General features: G+C 57.3%; 17 protein-coding genes. 9 read left to right on the forward strand and 8 right to left on the reverse strand.

Going from position 1 to position 15,462, the window contains the following annotated elements; genetic code table 11:
* Position 1: 1 nt before the first annotated feature.
* The 4 genes from BFV97_RS09260 to BFV97_RS09275 are packed head-to-tail and all read right to left on the reverse strand — an operon-like array spanning position 2 to position 3,937.
* Positions 2-769 (reverse strand): SDR family NAD(P)-dependent oxidoreductase, encoded by a 768-nt coding sequence (locus BFV97_RS09260; protein ID WP_069300280.1) that lies wholly within the window; start codon positions 767-769, stop codon positions 2-4.
* A complete protein-coding gene (locus BFV97_RS09265) occupies positions 766-1,701 on the reverse strand; it encodes an SDR family oxidoreductase (protein ID WP_069300080.1) in 936 nt (311 codons plus the stop codon). The genes BFV97_RS09260 and BFV97_RS09265 overlap by 4 nt, the downstream gene beginning before the upstream one ends.
* Complete coding sequence (locus tag BFV97_RS09270; protein WP_069300081.1) at positions 1,698-2,600, reverse strand: bile acid:sodium symporter family protein; 903 nt, start codon at positions 2,598-2,600, stop codon at positions 1,698-1,700. The genes BFV97_RS09265 and BFV97_RS09270 overlap by 4 nt, the downstream gene beginning before the upstream one ends.
* Positions 2,600-3,937, reverse strand: a complete 1,338-nt coding sequence (locus tag BFV97_RS09275) for a flavin-containing monooxygenase (protein ID WP_069300281.1) — start codon at positions 3,935-3,937, stop codon at positions 2,600-2,602. Before BFV97_RS09275 ends, BFV97_RS09270 begins: the two co-directional genes overlap by 1 nt.
* A gap of 63 nt (positions 3,938-4,000) precedes the next feature.
* On the opposite strand from BFV97_RS09275, the gene BFV97_RS09280 reads away from it, so the two are divergent.
* The gene (locus tag BFV97_RS09280) at positions 4,001-4,684 is read left to right on the forward strand and encodes a TetR/AcrR family transcriptional regulator (RefSeq protein WP_069300082.1); all 684 of its coding nucleotides are present in this window, start codon (positions 4,001-4,003) and stop codon (positions 4,682-4,684) included.
* A 15-nt stretch (positions 4,685-4,699) separates the two neighbouring features.
* Here the strand turns inward: BFV97_RS09280 and BFV97_RS09285 are convergent, their stop codons facing one another.
* The gene (locus BFV97_RS09285) at positions 4,700-5,590 is read right to left on the reverse strand and encodes a helix-turn-helix domain-containing protein (protein WP_069300083.1); all 891 of its coding nucleotides are present in this window, start codon (positions 5,588-5,590) and stop codon (positions 4,700-4,702) included.
* A gap of 151 nt (positions 5,591-5,741) precedes the next feature.
* Between BFV97_RS09285 and BFV97_RS09290 the strand changes: the two genes are divergently transcribed.
* The 8 genes from BFV97_RS09290 to BFV97_RS09325 all read left to right on the forward strand — a co-directional run bounded on the left by BFV97_RS09290 (position 5,742) and on the right by BFV97_RS09325 (position 12,794).
* On the forward strand, positions 5,742-6,755 hold the full coding sequence (locus BFV97_RS09290; protein WP_069300084.1) for a TRAP transporter substrate-binding protein: 1,014 nt from the start codon (positions 5,742-5,744) through the stop codon (positions 6,753-6,755).
* Positions 6,756-6,851: 96 nt separating this feature from the next.
* Positions 6,852-7,364, forward strand: a complete 513-nt coding sequence (locus BFV97_RS09295) for a TRAP transporter small permease (protein WP_069300085.1) — start codon at positions 6,852-6,854, stop codon at positions 7,362-7,364.
* Positions 7,361-8,641 carry a TRAP transporter large permease gene (locus BFV97_RS09300; protein WP_069300086.1) on the forward strand — a complete coding sequence of 427 codons (1,281 nt, stop codon included), beginning with the start codon at positions 7,361-7,363 and terminating at the stop codon, positions 8,639-8,641. Before BFV97_RS09295 ends, BFV97_RS09300 begins: the two co-directional genes overlap by 4 nt.
* 12 nt (positions 8,642-8,653) lie before the next feature.
* Positions 8,654-9,499 carry a dihydroorotate dehydrogenase electron transfer subunit gene (locus BFV97_RS09305; protein WP_069300087.1) on the forward strand — a complete coding sequence of 282 codons (846 nt, stop codon included), beginning with the start codon at positions 8,654-8,656 and terminating at the stop codon, positions 9,497-9,499.
* Positions 9,493-10,437: a dihydroorotate dehydrogenase gene (locus BFV97_RS09310; protein WP_069300088.1), complete on the forward strand. Its 945-nt coding sequence runs from the start codon at positions 9,493-9,495 to the stop codon at positions 10,435-10,437. Before BFV97_RS09305 ends, BFV97_RS09310 begins: the two co-directional genes overlap by 7 nt.
* Positions 10,434-11,714 (forward strand): Zn-dependent hydrolase, encoded by a 1,281-nt coding sequence (locus BFV97_RS09315; protein WP_069300089.1) that lies wholly within the window; start codon positions 10,434-10,436, stop codon positions 11,712-11,714. The genes BFV97_RS09310 and BFV97_RS09315 overlap by 4 nt, the downstream gene beginning before the upstream one ends.
* A gap of 43 nt (positions 11,715-11,757) precedes the next feature.
* Complete coding sequence (locus BFV97_RS09320; RefSeq protein ID WP_069300090.1) at positions 11,758-12,450, forward strand: orotate phosphoribosyltransferase; 693 nt, start codon at positions 11,758-11,760, stop codon at positions 12,448-12,450.
* An 11-nt stretch (positions 12,451-12,461) separates the two neighbouring features.
* Positions 12,462-12,794 carry a hypothetical protein gene (locus tag BFV97_RS09325; protein WP_069300091.1) on the forward strand — a complete coding sequence of 111 codons (333 nt, stop codon included), beginning with the start codon at positions 12,462-12,464 and terminating at the stop codon, positions 12,792-12,794.
* An 85-nt stretch (positions 12,795-12,879) separates the two neighbouring features.
* On the opposite strand, the gene BFV97_RS09330 is transcribed toward BFV97_RS09325, so the two are convergent.
* The 3 genes from BFV97_RS09330 to BFV97_RS09340 all read right to left on the reverse strand — a co-directional run bounded on the left by BFV97_RS09330 (position 12,880) and on the right by BFV97_RS09340 (position 15,461).
* On the reverse strand, positions 12,880-13,500 hold the full coding sequence (locus tag BFV97_RS09330; protein ID WP_069300092.1) for an SDR family oxidoreductase: 621 nt from the start codon (positions 13,498-13,500) through the stop codon (positions 12,880-12,882).
* 81 nt (positions 13,501-13,581) lie between these two features.
* On the reverse strand, positions 13,582-14,955 hold the full coding sequence (locus BFV97_RS09335; RefSeq protein ID WP_069300093.1) for an NAD-dependent succinate-semialdehyde dehydrogenase: 1,374 nt from the start codon (positions 14,953-14,955) through the stop codon (positions 13,582-13,584).
* An 83-nt stretch (positions 14,956-15,038) separates the two neighbouring features.
* Positions 15,039-15,461 (reverse strand): response regulator, encoded by a 423-nt coding sequence (locus BFV97_RS09340; protein WP_069300094.1) that lies wholly within the window; start codon positions 15,459-15,461, stop codon positions 15,039-15,041.
* Position 15,462 lies beyond the last annotated feature (1 nt).

Genomic DNA, 15,462 nt, shown 5'->3' on the forward strand with positions numbered 1-15,462 from the left:
CCTACGATCCGCCGACATTGCGCTCCATCAGCTTTTGATAGTGCCGCGGCGCGATACGGTTCAGCCACCACGCCAATCGCGCCACCCGCCCTACGGGGATCATCTCTTGCCCTTTGGAAAGTCCGCGCAGAATTTCCACGCTGGCCTGTTCCGGCGTCATAACATCCACCGCATCCGTAGCCGACCCCGGTCGGGCCAGTCCACCGGATTGCGGTTCTGCACGACCGATATTGGTGCCAACAAAGGAAGGCGCGGCAATCTGGACCCTGACGCCGTGGGGCCGCTCTTCGGAGCGTAATGATTTAAAGAACCCTTCCAGCGCATGCTTGCTGGCGGCATAAGCGGTGCGTTGCGTCAGGGGCGAAAATCCGGCGACCGACGACATGGCCAGATGGGTGCCTTTGGCCTGCCGTACCGCGTGCAAAAACAGCGCAGCACAAGACACAGCAGCAAAGTAATTCACCTCGAACAATTTGCGGTGGGCCACCATATCCTGTGTTTCAAACGGTCCGATCTGGGTCAGCCCTGCATTATAGACCAACAGATCAATGGCGGGGCTTTGTGCCAGAATTTGCGCCGCCGCTGCGTTCAGTGCCGCACTGTCGCACAAATCACAGGCCAGCGCTGTCACGCCGGTTGTCCGGCCCATTTTGTCCAGTTGATCGCTAGGCAAATCCAGCAGATAGACCTGCCACCCTTGCTGCAACAGATCGACTGTCATCGCTTGTCCCAAGCCGCCGGCGCCGCCGGTTATCACTGCTGTTTTCACAGGTTTGCCGCCTTTCTCCATAGCTCGAACACCTCCCGACTGGTCAGTTCCGGCGTGTAGCCGAACCTCTGTTTCAACGCGGTGTTGTCCAATACAGGGCGGAACTGCAAAAACCGCACCTGTTCCGGTCCGTAGCGCGAAAGGCCAAGCGGTTTGGCCACCGCCAGTGCCGCCTGCACTAGCCCTGCCGGAATTGTGCGCACAGGTTTGCCCAGCAGATTTGCGAGTTCCGGAATGCCAAGCGCCCCGTCCCCTGCCACGTTGAAAATACCCGAAGGCCCATCGGTTGCAGCCCGCCGCAAAATGCGGGCCAGATCCTGCGTCCAGATAAACACAAACGGGCTGTTATATCCCCGCAGCATCAACAGTTTCGGCTTGTGAAACAGGGCGGTAATCTGGTTTTCCAGACCCGCGCCAAGTACGGTACCGACCCGCAGGATGACCTGTTCCAGCGCGGGATGATCCTGCCGTGCCTGTGCCAGCATCTCTTCGACCAACCGCTTGTGGTGGGCATAAGGAAAGGCTTCATTGCCGCGCAGGGAATCGCTTTCGCGCAAGGGAACAGGGTTGTCCGCGTGATAACCATAGGCCGCGCCGGAGGATGTCACCACAATCCGCCGTACATCGTGTTTGATACAGGCCGCCAGCACAGCACGGGTGCCATTCACGTCGACATCATATTCAAATGTCCGCGTAGACCCTTTAGGCGGGGAAACGATAGAGGCAAGATGCACCACCGTATCGGGCCTGTGCGCGCCGATTACGCGGTCTGGATCGTCCCCGGTTACATCAAGCCGTTCAAACGTAACATCTCCCGGCAGGTCGGGCTGGTGCAGGTCCGTGGCAATCACCTGATGCTGCACTGCGTCCAGTTCTGCCAGCAGAGCCTGCCCCACTGCACCTGCCGCCCCTGTGATCAGAATGCGGCTCATCTTTGGGCCTCTGTCCGGTTTAACAGGCTGGCGAGCGCAATGCCTGAAATCGCGTGCCAGATACCCCAAAAGGCCGCGACAACAGCCATGCCGCCCAAGCCTCCGAAAAAGCCGAAGATCAGCACAAGTCCAAGTCCCGAATTCTGGATGCCGGTCTCAATCGTGATGGCGCGGCGATCAAACGGGCTGAGCCGCGCAAGACTGGCAAGGGTAAACCCGCCGCCTAGCGCCAGTGCATTGTGAAGCACAACCAAACCGGCGACGAGCCATGCATATTGCAAAAAGAACCCCCAGTTTGCCGCCAGTGCCAGCACGATAAAAGCGACGAAAATACCCATAGAGGCCAGTTGCATCGGCCTGCGCAACCGCCCCGCCAGCGCGGGCTTTCGAGCGTTCAACGCAATGCCCAACGCCAGCGGCAGCAGCAGCATCAACGTCACCGTAATCGCAACCTGCACCGGATCAATGGCCGTGGCCTGCAGTACCGCGCGGGTTGGGGCGTAAAGCCCGCCCCAAAATGCGATGTTCAGCGGCGTCAACAGCACTGCCCCCACCGTGGCAAAAGCCGTCATGGACACAGACAGGGCCGCATTTCCCCCTGCACGATGGGTGATAAAGTTTGAAATATTCCCCCCCGGACATGCCGCCACAAGGATCAGTCCCAAGGCAATCGACGGGCGCGGCGTTGCCACCAGCACCAGCAGAAAGGTCAGCGCTGGCAGCAGCAAAAACTGCGAGACCAGTCCGACAAACAAGGCTTTGGGCGCCACCAGCACACGGCGGAAATCATCCAACCGCAGGTCAAGCGCGATAGAGAACATCACAACAGCAAGAATGGCATTCAGCGCCATCAGGCTGGCCGGACTGAAGTTCAGCATGATTGCGTCAATATCCTGCATCACGCGCTCGCTTTCAGGGCTTTGATGTGCTTGTTGACGGCCCCGCGATAGGTGGCTTTATCCACGTAATAAGCCATGCGCGGCAGGTCGATGTAGTTCATCCCGCCGGTGGCCCGCTCAAACCCTTTGGCTTTCTTCTGCTGAAGGGCTTTGGCCTCGGTGCTGCCCTTTGCCAGCCCTGCGATGTAGCGGGCGATCATTTCGGCCTGCTCATGGCGGCCCTGCCAGCCCAACCCCGAGGCTTCGACCATGCCAAGCACGAACAGGTCATCCCGCTCCGGATGCATCGCGTTGAGGTAAAGATGGGGTGCAGACCCGCGCCAGTTCAGCAAAGCGTGGTCGATAAACGGATAGTGCAGCTTATACCCGGTCGCGGCGAGGATCATGTCGTATTCGCCCTGCGTGTTGTCCTTGAAATGCACGGTCTTGCCGTCCATCCGGTCTATATCCGCGCGGATTTTGATGTCGCCGTGGCCTGCGTGGAACAGGATCAGGGAATTGACGATGGGGTGGCTTTCGTAAAGCGCGTAATCGGGTTTGGGAAAGCCGTATTTCTGCGGATCGCCAACGAACCATTTCAGGATCGCCCCGTCCACCTTGCGTTTCAACCACATGGGCAGTTTGATCATGCCGCCCATCGTGTCTGCCGGTTTGCCAAAGACGTATTTCGGCACGAAATAATAGCCCCGCCGCATGGACAGTTCGCAGGATTTGCCGTGATGGATCGCATCCACCGCAATATCACAGCCCGAATTGCCTGCCCCCACAATCAGCACCCGCTTGCCGGTAAATTGCGTCGGGGCGCGATAGGAGCTGGAGTGGATCATCTCTCCGTCAAAACTCCCGTTAAATTCCGGCATATTGGGTTCGGACAGGGTTCCGTTTGCGATAAGGACACCGGCAAATTCGCCAGAGTATTCTTCGCCGCCCAGCTCCCAAGTGACGCGCCAGCCCTCCCCGCTGCCGCCGAGCGGTTCGGCTGCTGTCACGCGGGCGCCAAAGGTGTAGTGGTCGTACAGCCCGAAATGCTGCGCAAAACCGCGAAAATAGTCGCGCAAATCCCGGTGGGAGGGGTATTCGGCAACCTCCTCTGCCATCGGGTAGTCGACAAATTCCGTCATTGTCTTGGAGGAAATCAGATGCGCCGTGTCATACATGGTCGATAGAGGCGCATCTATATCCCACAGCCCGCCGACATCCTTGTGTAACTCGAACCCGTGAAAGGCGATGCCCTGTTCCTTCAGGGTTTTCGCCATCGCCAGACCCATTGGCCCTGCACCAATCAGCGCATAGCTGTCTTTAGTCCCTCTTTGCGCCTCTGGCTTAATACTTAGCATCAAACACATCTCCCCGATCCCGAATAACATTGAACAATCGTTCAAAATAAGGCAAGGTAATTCTTGAGAGGTATCGAAGTGGATGAAACCAAACGAAAAAGAGCGCCGTCGAAACGGTCGCTGCAAACCCGCCAGCGGATATTTGACAGTGCAGAGCGCCTGTTCGCAGAGCGAGGATTCGACGGGGCGTCCATTCGCGACATCGCAGCAGAGGCCGGTGTACAGACGGCACTTGTGAACCATCACGGCGGCGCCAAGGCGGATTTCTTTGCCGCAATCGTCGCCCGCCGTGCAGAGCCTTTGGCGCAGAAACGGCTGGCGGAACTGACCCGCATCCGGCCAGACTTGCCCGACTTGCCCCCGCGCGATGCGGTGCTGGCGGTTCTGAACGCCTTTATTGATCCGTTTCTGGACCTAGCCCGCGGGGATGAGGGGTGGCGTAATTACGCCCGTCTTGTGGCGCAAGTGTCATCGGATCAACGCTGGGCGGCACTGGCAGCGCAGTACTTCGACCCGACAGCACAGCAGTTCCTTGCCGTCTTAACCCGCCGGTTCCCCGCAGCCCCGCCCGAAGCACTGGCGCAGGGGTTTGTATTTACCATTTCTGCGGTGTTGGGTCTTGTGACCTCGCGCTGGCGGATTTCTGCGCTGGCAGACACCGGCCCGACCCAAGAGGATCAGGCACTGACCGACGGGTTATACGATTTCGCCACTGCAGGGTTCATTGCCCTTCTCGAACAGAAATAACCCGTGCCTGTCGCGCTATCTTTTTTGATCCATGATCCGTTGCAACAACTCTGTTGCCTCCTGCCCTTTCAGGCTTTGCTGCCAGATCCGCTCTGCCACCGACTGATGCAGTTTCACCGCTTCCTCGGCTGCGGTGATCGTCGCCACCCCGATGCGCACATTGGCCGAAGCGCCCAGCCGGAACGGGCTCGTCGCTACTTGTGCGCTGGTGCCTTTGCGCAGGATCTGGAAGATCGTGCTGGGCATGGAATCCTGAACAATACCGATCTGCATTCCGATGGGCTGTTCTTCGATCAGGGACTGGATATTTGCGATTTCCGCACGGGCCAGCCCATAGCGTTCGGCGGGCACCGGCGCCGCGCCGTGAAGATTCCCGACAAAGCCCGACGCAAGGAACTGCTCCAGTTCCGAGGCTGACAGCAACGCGATCAGGTTCGGTTTGCGTTCGCGGAACTGTTTTTTGCGCTGCAGCAAAGTCTCGGTCAGTTGCGCGATAGAGGATTCCAGTCCGTCGCGGTTTGCAGCATTCTCCGGCACGCTTTCGCGCAGGACCTGTGGCAGCATGTCGTCATAGGCATCCGTGGTCAGCAAATAGGGTACCGGCCCGAACAGCACGGTAATCTGGTCCGCCTCGGATTCAATCTGGCGCAACCGTTCAAAGAACGTCACGGCAGAGGGGATATTCTCGGACCCGACCCCGAAAAGAGAGGCAAGCGAAACATCCAGCAGATCGGCAATCTTGCCCAGCGCATCGACGCGGATCGGCTGGCCGGATTCATACCTGTAAATCGCCGCACGAGAGATACCAGTGGCGCTCGCAACCTCCTCTGGCGTAAGTCCGGCACCCAGTCTATAGGACTTCAACCGTCTGCCAATGTCAGAAATCATTTGGTATTGAGATGTCATGTTCTGGGCTTTTCCACGCTAGGTTCATCGGGTTTAGTCCAGATTTTACCATCTGTGTAGACAAATCTTAGATTATTCTCAAATTTGAGAATTGTCTTGACTTTGATACATTGCTGCGGTCCTTTAGCAACGATTAACAGTGGAGAACACAATGACGTTGAAACCGAATTTCACCCGCCGCGCTTTGGGGGCGCTTGCACTGGGGGCGCTGGCGCTCTCTGCCGCGCCTGTCGCTGCGCAAGATTTCACCGCACGGATCGGCCATCTGGAATCAACCCAGCAAAGCCGCCATGTGCATCTGGAAAAAGTTGCTGAACTGGTTAAGGAACGCACCAACGGTGCCGTTGAATTCCAGATTTTCCCGCAGGCCCAACTGGGCAACCAGCGCCAGATGACCGAAGGCGTGCAGCTTGGCACGCTGGAAGCAACCGTGGCGCCCGCTGCGTTTCTTGGCGGGTTTAACCCTGCCGTTTCCGTTCTGGACATCCCCTATCTGATGCCCGCTGATCCGGCCGCAGCCCAAGCCCTGCGCGAAGGCCCGTTCGGGGATGCGCTGCTTGCGTCTTTTGACAAACGGGGTGTTGTGGGTGTGGCCTGGTGGCCCAACGGCATGAAGAACTTTACCTCCAACGCGCCTCTGGATGACATCGCGGCCTTTGCCGACCAGAAATTCCGCGTCATGGACTCCAACATCCTGATCGAACAGTTCAACGCCCTTGGCGCCTCTGCCATCGCGCTACCCTTTGGAGAGCTGTACACATCCTTGCAAACCGGCGTTGTGGACGGGCAGGAAAACCCGCTCGACACCATCCAGCGCATGAAATTCTTTGAGGTTCAGGACTACCTTGTCGTGTCCGAACACGGCGCGATGGAAGACATGGTACTGTTCAACCCGATGTGGTGGAACAGCCTGCCGGATGAATACAAAACCGTCATCAAGGACACGTTCAACGAAGTCGTCCCTGCCCTGACCGAACACAAAGCCGCCGCTGTTGCCGACGCGCTGAAAGTGATCGGTGAAAGCGACATCAACATCCGCGAAGCCTCGGCTGAAGAGCGCACAGCCTTTGCCGAAAAAATGACACCGCCGGCCACTGCCGCCTATATCAAGCGCGCAGGCGATGAGGGCGAAGCCCTGATCGAAATCTACAACGCCAACAAGTAAGCGTTGATACAACACTGCTGGGGCCCGTTTTTGGCGGGCCTCACCACGGCGCAACGCCCCTGATCCGCCTTGCCGGTTGCAGCCAGAGGACCGAATTTGAAAATCCTAAACCTACTCAGACTTGTCGAAAGAACGTTCCTTGTCAGTGTCTTTCTCGCCATGGTCATTCTGTTTTTCGGCAATGTCATCGCGCGGGAGATCGGCGGCACCTTTGCCAGCCGCTTTGCATGGATCGAAGAGGCCGTGCGTTTCATGAATGTCTTTCTGGTCTTTATCGCCCTTGGCCTGACCCTTGAAAAAGGCCGCCACGTGGGAATCGATATCCTGCGCAACAAACTGTCCGGCAAGCCCCGCTATCTTCTGTTGAAACTGATCGACGGAGTCGGGTTCTTCTTTGCCATTTACCTTGCATGGCTTGGCATGAGCCTTGTGGAATTTGTCCTGATGACCGGCCAGCGCAGCCCGACGCTGAACATCCCCATCGGCTGGATCTATATGGCGCCGGTGACGGGGTTCGGCCTGTTGGCCTTGCGCTTTGCCCTGTCCTTTTTCGGCGTCATCGACCGCTTTTCCGAAAACCAGCATGTAATCGAAGGAGATGACGCATGATCCTGATTGTTGTCGCGCTCGCCGTTGTTCTTCTGGTGCTTGGCTTTGAGATGTTTCTGGTGCTGGGCGTTCCTGCCCTTGCCACCAAGGAACTGTTCTATGGCAACCTGCCTGATCCCGCAGTTGTGCAGAAAATATTCGGCGGCGTGGACCATTCTACCCTGCTGGCGATCCCCTTCTTTATCTTTGCCGCACATCTGATGGGATCGGGCCAGATTGCCCGCAACCTGACCGGATTTGTGCGCGCCATGATCGGCCATACCCGTGGCGGCATGGGGCACACGGTGATCGGCGGGTCTATGGCTTTCGGATCGGTCTCCGGCTCTGCCCCTGCGACGGTGGCGGCTATGGGCAAGATGGTCTACCCCGAAATGCGCAAGAACGGGTTTTCCGAAAAATTCAGCCTTGGCCTTTTAGTGGCCAGTGCGGAAACCGCCCTGCTGATCCCGCCCTCCATCACCTTTATCATTTACGGCTGGATGACCGGCACCTCTATTGCGCGGCTGTTCGCGGGTGGTCTGGCTGTGGGTATTTTTCTGGGACTGGCCTTTGCTGTCATGGTCTGGATCGAGGCCAAACGCAAAGGGATTGAGGCCGATGCAAAATCCTCTTGGGGGCAACGGTATCAGGCGCTGAAGGATTCAGCCTGGGCACTGGGGATGCCGGTGATAATCCTTGGCGGCATCTATTCCGGCACGATCACCCCGACCGAGGCCGCTGCCGTCAGCGTGGTCTACGCGATCTTTGTGGAAATGGTCATCTACCGGAATTTCGGCTTCAAAGACCTGTTCCGCATTACCGAACAAAGCGCGATTTCCACCTGCGTGATCTTTATCCTTCTGGCGATGGGCGGGCTGATCTCCTTTTACGTAACACTGGCGCAGGTGCCGACCCAGATCACCGATTTCCTGACCGCGATTGATGCAGGACCGATCCAATTCCTGCTGGCCGTTAATATCTGTTTCCTGATTGCGGGGATGTTCATCGACCCGAACTCTGCCCTGTTGATCCTTGTGCCACCGCTGTTTCCGGTGGCCACGGCGCTTGGGGTTGATCCGGTGCATTTCGGAATGATCGTCACGCTGAACATCAGTCTGGGCATGATCACCCCGCCCTTTGGTCTGGATATATTTGTGGCCTCCTCCACCCTGCAAAAACCGGTACTCAACATCATCAAAGGGGTCTGGCCGTTCGTCTTTGTCAACATCCTCGTGCTGCTGGTGATCACCTACGTACCGCAAATCTCACTTTTCATCCCGAAGCTGCTCTTCGGCTAAGAAAGGCAAAACATGTCACTGATACAAAGGCATACCGCCGGAGAGGTTTCTCCGGCGAACGGGACAACTCACGAAGTTGAAACCACTGTAAAGTCGAACACACCCGTGAATGGTGAGTACCGTTTGCTGACGCTTGACGCGCCGCAGTCCGTGCTGGATTGCCAGCCGGGGCAGTTCTTTCACATCCTCTGCCCTGTCACCACAACCGAGCAACCCTACCTGCGCCGCCCGATGAGCATTTACGGCTATTCCGCTGAAAAGGGCGAATTGCAGTTCCTTTATAAAGTCACCGGCGAAGGCACGCGGGCGCTGGCAACACTGGCAAAGGGCGACAGGCTGAACGTGCTTGGCCCGCTGGGTGTTGGGTTTACCATTCAGGACGACTGGCAGAACCTTTTGCTGCTGGCGCGGGGTGTCGGTCTGGCCACGCTTGCGCCGCTGGCACAAGAGGCGCAACGCCTGAACCGCAAGCTGGTGGCGATCTGTTCGGCCCGTAACGCCGATGTTCTGATGTCTATCGACCATTTCAAAAGCCTCGGCGCCGAGGTGATTACTGTCACCGATGCGGACGGCACCTCTGATCTGGAAAACCTGCGCGCGATCATCGAAGGCCGCATTGCGGATCAGGGCGTGGATGCCATGTACACTTGCGGATCAAACCGGATGCTGAAGTTGCTGCAAGAGATCGGTGCGACCCACAACATCCCCGGTGAAATCGCATTAGAACAGCAAATGGCCTGCGGGCTTGGCATGTGCCAATGCTGCGTGCGTTCGTTTAACCGCGAGGGCACCATAACACAGGAACGGGTCTGTCGCGAAGGCCCCGTCTTTGGCATAGAGGAGGCGATGGCATGGTAAACCTTAGCACCAAAATCGGCAGCCTGACGCTGGCCAATCCGATCATGCCTGCCTCTGGCACGTTTTCCGAAGACCTGTCCGAAGTGCTGGACCTGCACCAGTTGGGCGCCCATGTGACCAAGACGATCACCGCGGAAAAGCGGGGCGGCAATCCCACGCCCCGTGTTTGCGAAGTGCGCGGCTCCATGCTGAATTCCATCGGCATTCCATCCAAAGGCGTGCAGCATTTCATCGACAATACGATCCCGTTTTACAACGCCTATGACGTGCCACTGGTCGTCAGTATTTCGGCCAATTCTGCCGATGAATTTGCCCGCATCTGCGAGCAGGTTTCTGTACCCGGTGTCGCCGCGATTGAAGTAAATATCTCCTGCCCCAACATCGAAGAGGACGGCAAGGCCTTTGCCATGCGCCCCTCGACCACCACTGCCGTGATGGAAAAGCTGCGCAGCGCCTCTGACCTGCCGCTTTGGGCCAAGCTTAGCCCCAACACAGGCGAAACCATAGAGGTCGCCCTTGCCGCAGAAGAGGCAGGCGCCGACGCGCTGGTGGTGGCCAATACACTGCTGTCTATGGCGATTGACATTCATACCCGCAAACCGAAACTCGGCAATCTGATGGGCGGTCTGTCCGGCCCGTCCCTGAAACCGATTGCCCTGCGCATGGCCTATCAATGTGCCAAATCGGTCCAGATTCCAGTGATCGGCTGCGGTGGCATTTCCACGGTCGAAGACATCGTGGAATACCTGATTGCAGGGGCCACGGCGGTTCAGGTCGGAACCGCAACCTTTATCAATCCCAACATTATGGTGACTCTGCTCGGGCAGTTGGAAACCTATCTGGAAACCCGGAATATCGCCAACCTCAGCGATCTGGTCGGCTCGGTTCGCGATGAAGATGCCGCCGATGCTGTCGTCTTCATGGAGACCGCCCCATGACCACCGCTCCGTTCACTGTTGACCCGCAGGAGTTGCGTCTTGCCACGCAATGGTTCAACGACATCTACAACATGAGCCGCGACCGCCTTGGCGTATCCCGTCCGGCCTATTCCGCCAAAGAGACCGAGGTTCTGGAATTTCTGGCGGATCTCTGCCGCGCAGAAGGGCTGTTTGTGGAAACCGATGCGGGGCAGAACCTGCTGATTTCCCTACCGGAAGACGCAGATGCGGAACGGTTTGTGATTGTCGGCTCCCATGTGGACTCTGTGCCGATGGGCGGCAATTACGACGGGATGGCGGGCGTTCTGGCTGGTCTGATGTGCCTGTTCCGCGCCCGCAAAACCGGCACCCGTTTTGCCCGCCCTGTAAAGGTTCTGGCCATGCGGGGTGAGGAAAGCGCGTGGTTCGGCCCCTGCTACATCGCCTCCAAAGCGCTGATGGGCACCTTGAACGGCGACGAACTGGCCTCCGCCCACAAAGGCGACGGGCGCAGCCTGTCGGACCATATGGCGGATGTCGGAATTGACATGACGCGGGTTGCAGCGGGACAACCGCTCATGGATAAATCCGACATTCTCGAATACATCGAACTGCACATTGAACAGGGCCCGCTGCTGATCGGCAAGGACCAACCTGCGGCGGTTGTATCGGGCATTCGCGGTAATTTCCGGCACAAACAGGTGCGCTGTATCGGGGAGGCAGGCCATTCCGGCGCCGTGCCTCGCGCCTTTCGCAAAGACCCTGTGCTGGCGATGGCCGACCTGCTGCACCGACTGGATGAAAGCTGGCTGACCATCGTGCAAAAGGGCGACGATCTGGTGCTGACCTCTGGCGTGGTCGGGACCGATCCCGAACGTCACGCCATGTCGCGCATTGCCGATGAAATCCGCTTCTCGCTCGACATTCGCAGCCAGAACAGCGAAGTGCTTGAAGCGATGGCAATGCTGCTGCGCGAGGAAATGGACAAGATCGCGGCTGAGCGGGGCGTGACTTTTGACCTTGGGGATGTGAACAACACGCCCCCTGCCCTGATGACGCCGGAACTGGTGGCGCAACTGGAACAGGCCATGGGCCGCCTTGGCATGGAACCCACCACGATGGCGTCGGGCGGTGGTCATGATGCGGCGGTGTTTTCCAACGCCGGTGTTCCGGCCGCGATGGTTTTTGTGCGCAACCAGAACGGTTCTCATAATCCGGACGAAGCGATGGAAATCGAGGATTTTCTCGCTGGTGTCTCGATCATTTATGAGTATCTGGTTAGAACTGCGCCATGTTGAAACCGTCTTTCGTCACAGCGCAGACATTTGCAAAGGATCACAGATGAGCAGCCATTTCCCACCCCGCGAGGTGATGAGCGAAACAACCGCGAATATGCTGCTGGAAATCGACGCAGTGCATTTCAACGCGGAGAAACCCTTTACTTTCACTTCGGGCATTGCCAGCCCGGTTTATATCGACTGCCGCAAGATCATCGCCTACCCGCGCCTGCGCGATATGGTGACGGCGTTTTCCGTGTCCCTGATCCTGCGGGATGTGGGGTTTGAACAGTTCGACGCGGTTGCAGGCGGTGAAACTGCTGGCATACCCTTTGCCGCATGGATCGCCAAGGACATGGGTCTGCCGATGCATTACGTGCGCAAAAAGCCCAAAGGCTTTGGGCGTGACGCACAGATCGAAGGCGATATTCAGGAAGAACAACGGGTGCTTCTGGTGGAAGACCTGACAACTGATGGCGGCAGCAAGATCAACTTTTGCAACGCCCTGCGCCGTGCCGGAGCCAAAGCCGATCACGCCATTGTGGTCTTTTATTATGACATCTTCCAGCAAACCCGCGACAGGCTGGAGGCGGACGGCATCACCCTTCATTCCCTTGCCACATGGTGGGATGTTCTGGCTGCTAGCAAAGCACAAAATCGCTTTGACACAAAAACACTAACCGAAGTCGAGGGCTTTTTGAACGCGCCTCTCGACTGGTCCGCCCGACACGGCGGCATATCCCATCTGACCCTTTAAGGAGCACGCTTATGATGTTCGATCAAATTCTTGAAACCCTGCGCAGCAACGGCAAAAGCGGGGCGGCCTATACCAAAACCATCGCGCTAGCAGATAAGGCCATGCGGGAGGATGCCGACCGCGCAGCGGCCTACGGGTTGCTGTGCGAACTGGGGGAACGGTTTCTGGATACCACGGGCCGTCTGCCTGTTACTTCGGTGCAGATCGACAAAGCCTTTGAGGAATTTTCCAAAGCCGCTAACGATCTGAAAGCGGCTTATGAGACAGGCGATGCGGCGGAAACCCTTGCAACGCTGAACGCGATTGCCACGCTCAGCCGCACACCGCTGAACCTGTCAAAGTAATGGTTTACGCCTGCGTCGCAGGTGAAAAAGAAAGGCGGCGGGTGGATCAACCGCCCCGCCGCCTGATATTCTGCAGAATGCCGGTTTAGAACAATTGCTGGTTCGTGGACTGCATGTTCAGTTCTTTACCCACGAGAGTATCGCTGTCGACGGCTTCGGCCAGCACATGGGCCACATCCGCGCGGGAAGCATTGGCGCTGGCATCTACGTCAGAGCCTAGCACGATTTTCGCACTCCGTCCGTCGTCGGTCAGCGCGACAGGGCGCAGAATCGAATAGTTCAGACCGGACTGTTTCAAATGCTCGTCCGCAGCGTGTTTCGCCTTAAGGTAATGGGCCATCTCGCCTTGCGGGTTTTCCTGATCCGCACCGATAGAGCTGAGCATGACAAAGCGTTCAACCCCTTCCTTACGGGCTTGATCCATCAGGTTTTGCGCTCCTTCACGGTCCACCTTATCGGTCATCTCCGCACTGGACCCGCTGCCTGCACCCGCGGCGAAAACCACTGCATCCATACCGGAACAGCAGTCCGATTGCAGATTGGTCAAATCCCCCTGACGCAGTTCTGCGCCTTCGGGCAATACGCTGGTGTCAGAACTCTCGCGCACCAATGCGGTGGGTTTATATCCCCGCTCGATCAGATTGCGCACAACCTGCCGGCCGGTTTTACCGGTTGCACCGGCCACGAGTACATTTTTGTTAGCCATTGTAACTACTCCTTTTTCTTTGTTTGGGCGGGTCGCCCGGTTCGGTGCCGCCCGTGCAGGGCATCGGGCGGATCGCGCTGATCAAGGCAGGTAAACGGCCTTGGCGTTAACAAATTCCTTCATCCCAAAGCCACCATGTTCACGGCCATAGCCGGAGTTCTTGACCCCGCCAAAGGGCATATTCGGATCGGCAGCGCCAAAGGAGTTGATCCGTACCATGCCAGTGTCGAAATGCTCTCGGGCGAGCCGGAGGGCGTGATCCTCATCCTTGCAGAAAATGCCCCCGCCCAGACCGTAACGGCTGTCATTGGCAAGCTTCATGGCGTGCTCGTCGTCTTTGGCGCGGATGATCGACGCAACGGGTCCGAAAATCTCGTCGTCAAAGGCAGGCATGCCTTCTTTCAGATCCGCCAGAACCGTAGCGGGATAATAAGCACCAGTACGGTCGGGAACCTCGCCCCCGCAAAGGACGGATGCGCCTTGGGAGACACTTTCTTCCACCTGTTCTTTTACGGTGGTGAACTGATCTTCGCTGGAGAGTGGGCCAAGCTGCACGTCCTTATCCATAGGATCGCCCATTTTGATCGCCTTCATCTGCTCTACAAAGGCATCGACGAAAGCGTCATACACTTTGTCCGTCACGATAAAGCGTTTGGCCGACACGCAGGTTTCCCCGTTGTTATAAAGCCGCCCCATGACCGAGAATTTCACCGCGGTTTCAATGTCAGCGTCTTCCAGCACGAGGTAGGCATCGTTCGACCCCAACTCCAGAACGGTTTTCTTAAGGTGTTTTGCCGCGAGAGAGCCGATATGACGGCCTGCACTGTCGCTGCCTGTCATCGTCACACCGCGCACTTTGGGGTGTTCGATCAATTTGTCAGATGTATCGTGATCAATCACTACGACCTGAAACAGATCTTCCGGCAGGCCGGCTTCAATGCAGAGTTCGCGCAGTCGCAGGCCGGAGCCGGTACAGATGCTGGCGTGTTTTAGCACACAGCCATTGCCCACCATCAGGTTCGCCGCCAGAACGCGCACTGGTTGGTACAGCGGAAAGTTCCAAGGTTGGATGGAATAGATCACCCCGATCGGCTGATAGGTGACGATGCCTTTTTTACCGTCGCCATAGGTACGATCCTCATCGGCCAGCGCGTCGGGGCCGTTTTTCGCGGTATACTCAAAAATGGCCGCGCAGATGTCGATTTCCGTATGACCGTCTTTCAACAGCTTGCCGGTCTCTTTGGTCATCAGCTCTGCCAGCTCGTCCGCGTTGTCCCGCAGTTTTTGCGCTATTTTTTCCAGATAAGGCGCACGCTCTTTATGAGACAGCTCGCGCCATTTCAAAAAGGCGTCATGAGAGGCTTCCAACCGCTCCACCGCCTCGGCCTCGCTCATCACGTCATAAGATTGGATGTCTTCGTATGTTGCCGGATTTTGTGTGGTGATTTTCGTCATGGAAAGTTCCTTTCGATTTGCAAACCCAACAGGTGGGACGCTCGAAAGTTCCAGTCACAGGAAGAAAAGTTATCACAAAGATGTTAGCTCAGTCCGGCATGCTGGCTGGAAACCGCCACGTGCGGCTGTGCTTTTTCCCAACATCCGTCAATCATATCGGCCAGATCGTTGGTCTCAAACGGTTTGGTTATAACCGCCTCTGCCCCTGCCGCCATTAGACGATCGGTGTTGCTCCGCTCCGCTTTGGCGGTCATGAAAATCGCCGGAATACCATTCATCCCGTCCAGTGCCGCGATCCCCTTCCAGGTCTCTTCCCCGTCCAGTTCCGGCATCATGAAATCAAGCAGCAGCAACTGGGGTTTGAAACTGCGGGCGACCTCTATGGCTTCCCGGCCTGTGGCGCAGGATTTGATTTCATATCCGCGCGCAATTTCAAGCGTGATCTGGACGATGAAGCGGATGTCTTCTTCGTCATCTACATGCAGAATTCTCTTTAGCTCGGTCATT

The sequence above is a fragment of the Neptunicoccus sediminis genome (genome assembly GCF_001719615.1).
GTDB lineage: Bacteria > Pseudomonadota > Alphaproteobacteria > Rhodobacterales > Rhodobacteraceae > Amylibacter > Amylibacter sediminis.